The 1,525-nt window shown below is 46.0% G+C and carries 1 protein-coding gene; it reads right to left on the reverse strand.

Annotated features, from left to right (window positions below; all coding sequences use genetic code 11):
* Window positions 1–426 precede the first annotated feature (426 nt).
* Window positions 427–1,452: an IS110 family transposase gene (locus KIV40_RS25685; RefSeq protein ID WP_285352010.1), complete on the reverse strand. Its 1,026-nt coding sequence runs from the start codon at window positions 1,450–1,452 to the stop codon at window positions 427–429.
* Between the last annotated feature and the right edge of the window lie 73 nt (window positions 1,453–1,525).

Consider the following 1,525-nt stretch of genomic DNA (forward strand, 5'->3'; position numbering starts at 1 on the left):
TTGATTTCAACAAGGAAAAAAATATTTTTTGCTAAATCGATGCCGATGATTTTATGCTGAGTCATGGTCTTCTCCTTTTACTTTTGGACCTGAACACTCCAAGCATGGCTGATAGTCATGTGAAGTGGTAGGGGGAGACCATCTCATCACCTTAACAGGGCTACATGGATTCCCCCGGTTGTCAAACATCCGCTAAACTTATGTTGATGGGTTTTGGACTGCCGCTCTACATTCGGCCTACTTATCGACGATTCGCATACGTCGTGGCCCTGATGACTTGCGCGACTGCGGTGCCTTATTCGTTAGATGACATCTAGTGTGTCCGCCGCATTAACAGGCTCTCCGCAAGTGGTCTTAACCTATCTCCATCATTAGCGTCTGCAATGACCCGGTGGGTTTAACTCTTTATGCTGCTTAAGTTTCTACTTAAGCAGCATAGTTTTCATATTCTGTTTGATTGTGTAAAAGCGACCATATAATTCGTGCGTTCTTCGCGGCAAGTGCCACTATCGCTCGATTCATTCCTCTCCGCTCTAGAACGCCTCGACACCATTGACTTAACTTATCTTGCTTGTCGCCAAGGTTGGCAATCACGGTCCTTGCCCCGTGAACTAATAGTGTTCGCAAATATTTGTCGCCGTGTTTGGTTATCCGGCCTAAACGAGGCTTTCCTCCTGTGGAATATTGCTTTGGTACTAAGCCTAGCCATGCAGAAAAATCACGGCTTTTATCAAATTGAGTGCCATTGCCTATCGAAGCGAGTATCGCAGTCGCGGTCTGAGGACCAATGCCCCGAACCTTCATCACTCGTTGAACATTAGTGCTGACCTTAGCAAAAGAATCGAAGACTTGCTCAGTATCGGCGATACGTTGATTGAGTTCGTCAAGGTGGTTATAAGCATCGGCTATCACCGTTCTTGCGAGGTGTGGCAGTTCATTTTCTGCATCTTCGAGCATTAAGGGAACCTGTTTCATCAATGAAGAGCGACCAACAGGAATGATTAATCCGAATTCAGAAAACAGGGCACGCATGCGATTCATAAGCGCGGTGCGTTCACGAACCCAATGTTCTCTCATTCTATGTACCGATAGGATGGCTTGTTGCTCGGGGGATTTTACGGGTACAAAGCGAGTTGATGGGCGCTGAACAGCTTCGCATATGGCAACAGCATCATTAAGGTCGTTCTTTCCCTTAGTTCGATAAGGAACTACGTATTTAACGGCCATAATACGTGCGTCGTGACCCAGTTTATTGAGTGTTCTTGCCCAATAATGTGCACCACCACACGCTTCAACGCCTATACGCATGAGTGGCATATTTGCTATTGTAGTCAGCAGTTTAGAGCGAGTTACTGACTTATGAAGTATGACCTTACCGTTTTGGTCTACGGCATGAAGACTAAAGTGGTTTTTGGCTAGGTCGATACCGCAGAAATAAGAATAATTAGACATGGTGCCTCCGGTGCAATTAAGTACCACATAAGTGTGGCAGATCCTCGGTAGGGGGAATCCATGTCATTCGTTA

The sequence above is a fragment of the Vibrio sp. D173a genome, from assembly GCF_030248475.1.